General features: G+C 69.7%; 2 protein-coding genes. One reads left to right on the plus strand and one right to left on the minus strand.

The features are described 5' to 3' along the window. On the minus strand, positions 1 to 1289 hold a 1289-nt coding region (locus tag GH737_RS14610), incomplete at its 3' end, for a ParB/RepB/Spo0J family partition protein (protein WP_196233233.1). A gap of 358 nt (positions 1290 to 1647) precedes the next feature. Between GH737_RS14610 and GH737_RS15930 the strand changes: the two genes are divergently transcribed. Next, positions 1648 to 1785, plus strand: coding sequence for a thioredoxin domain-containing protein (locus GH737_RS15930; protein WP_230558846.1), 138 nt, complete (start codon positions 1648 to 1650; stop codon positions 1783 to 1785). The last annotated feature ends 135 nt before the right edge of the window (positions 1786 to 1920 follow it).

The following is a 1920-nucleotide window of genomic DNA, read 5'->3' on the forward strand; positions in this document are numbered from 1 at the left end:
ACGTGCGCGGCGAGAATGTCGCGCCGCTGCATGGCGAGCTCGTCGACCAGGCGCCGCGACAGGCCTGCGCCGGCCGAAGGGCGGGCCTCGTCGGCCGAGGCCACCGAATCGTCGTCCGCATCTCCCCCCGCGCCGTCGTCGTCCGCGATCGGGGCATAGAAGCTCGTGTCGAGTTTCGGCCGGCCCTCACCGTCGAGCAGCAGGAAGGCGCCGACCCTGGCCTTCAATTCTTCGTCGATGGCGGGCGGCTTGTTGACGATCGCATCGAGCGCATCGCCGAGCGCTCGGACCCGGGCCTCGGCCTCGGCCCGGGCAGGCGCGTCCGTCTCCTCCTCGAGCGCCTCGGCCAGATCCTCGATCTTAGCCTCGAGCTCCTCGACTCGCGCCGACTCCGCATCGGTCAGAGGCGGCGGCTCGAGCGGCACCCGGCGCAGGCCCTCGGTCGCCGAATAGCCGATCCAGCTGTCGAGCGTCGGCCGGACGAAGGCCAGACCCTGCTCGGCCGCGGTCTCGGCCGCCATCGCTTCCATCTTCTCGCAGGCAAGCCGCTCGACCAGAGCGACGTCGAGCCAGCGCGCGTTCTCCTCGTCCGAGAAGAGGTCGCGCTCGATCCGGCCGCCGGCCGCGAGATAGGCCTGTTCGCCGACGAAGCGCGCGCGGCGATCCGCAGCGCCGATCGTTGCCTGGGTCATCATTCGGCGGATGCTGTCCGGATGGCTGGCGGCATAGGAACGCCCCACCTGCTCGAAGACATAGGCCTGCCGCTCGCGGTCGGGTGTCGCGGCATAGGCCTTGGCGATATCGAGGCCGATCTCGCCCGAGCCCAGCGCCTCGAACACGACCGGAGCGAGCCCGGCGAGCCGAAGCCGGCCTTCGACGAAGCGCACCGTCAGACCGAAGCGGCGAGCGATCCCTTCCGCGTCGGAGCCCTGCTCGACGAGCTGCCTGAAGGCGAGACATTCGTCGGCGGGGTTCATGGCGAGCCGCTGGAAGTTCTCGGCGAGGCTGGTCTCCTGGGCTGAAGCCCTGTCGATGACGAGGCAGCAGACCGCATGGTCCGGCGGGAGCCTGCCCTCGTCGGCGAGACTTTGGAGCGCTCGGCGGCGGCGCTCGCCCGCCTCCACCGCGAAGCAGCCGCGCGGCCTGGTCACGGCGGTGACGACGAGATTCTGAAGAAGTCCGCGGGCCTCGATGTCGGCCCTGAGCTCGAGATCCGCCTGCGCATCGCTTGCGCGGCGGACGTTGGCCGGTGAGGCGACAAGCTTGTTGAGTGGGATGGTCTTGATCATGAACCGTCTCCGGATGAGAGCCGGCACGGCCTTTCCGCGCCCGTCGCTCACCCGTCCTGCCGCTCTCTCTCCTCTTTGGCCGGCCGCGCCGACCTGCGCTTGCCTGATCGACCGGCACCGGATGCCTCCCGCTGCCAGCAAGCGGACAGTGGCGCGAGCAGTGTTCCGGCACGGTTTGAGAACGCGGGCTCGGAACGGGAGCGCAGCCCGTTTGACAATGCTGACGTCGGCCGGAGCGCAGTCCCACTCCGGCATTGCTGCGCCTTGCCTCGAAAGGGCAATCAGCGCAGCATGAAGGTCGCTACGGGCTGCGGGCAATGCAGATGCTCGAGGATGCCGACATTGGTTCGAAGAGGGGTTGCTGACGTCGCGGGACGAGGTCGACGCCTTCGAAGACGAATTGGGCGTCGACACCACGCCGCAGGTCCTCGTCGACGGCGAGCGCATCGGCAGCAGCGAGGATCTCGCCGCCTGGCGCGAGACCCGCGCCGCCTGATCCTTAGGGCGCCAGCGCCGCCGAGACCATAGCAAGCGGCCGCGCGAACGCCTGCTCGATCATCGCAAGGCAGGCGCCCGCCAGCGAGACGGCGATGACCGCCACCCCGGCGAACTCGATCGCCCTGCCGCGCAG

Origin of the sequence: Sphingomonas segetis (assembly GCF_009720245.1) — a bacterium.
Classification (GTDB): domain Bacteria; phylum Pseudomonadota; class Alphaproteobacteria; order Sphingomonadales; family Sphingomonadaceae; genus Sphingomicrobium; species Sphingomicrobium segetis.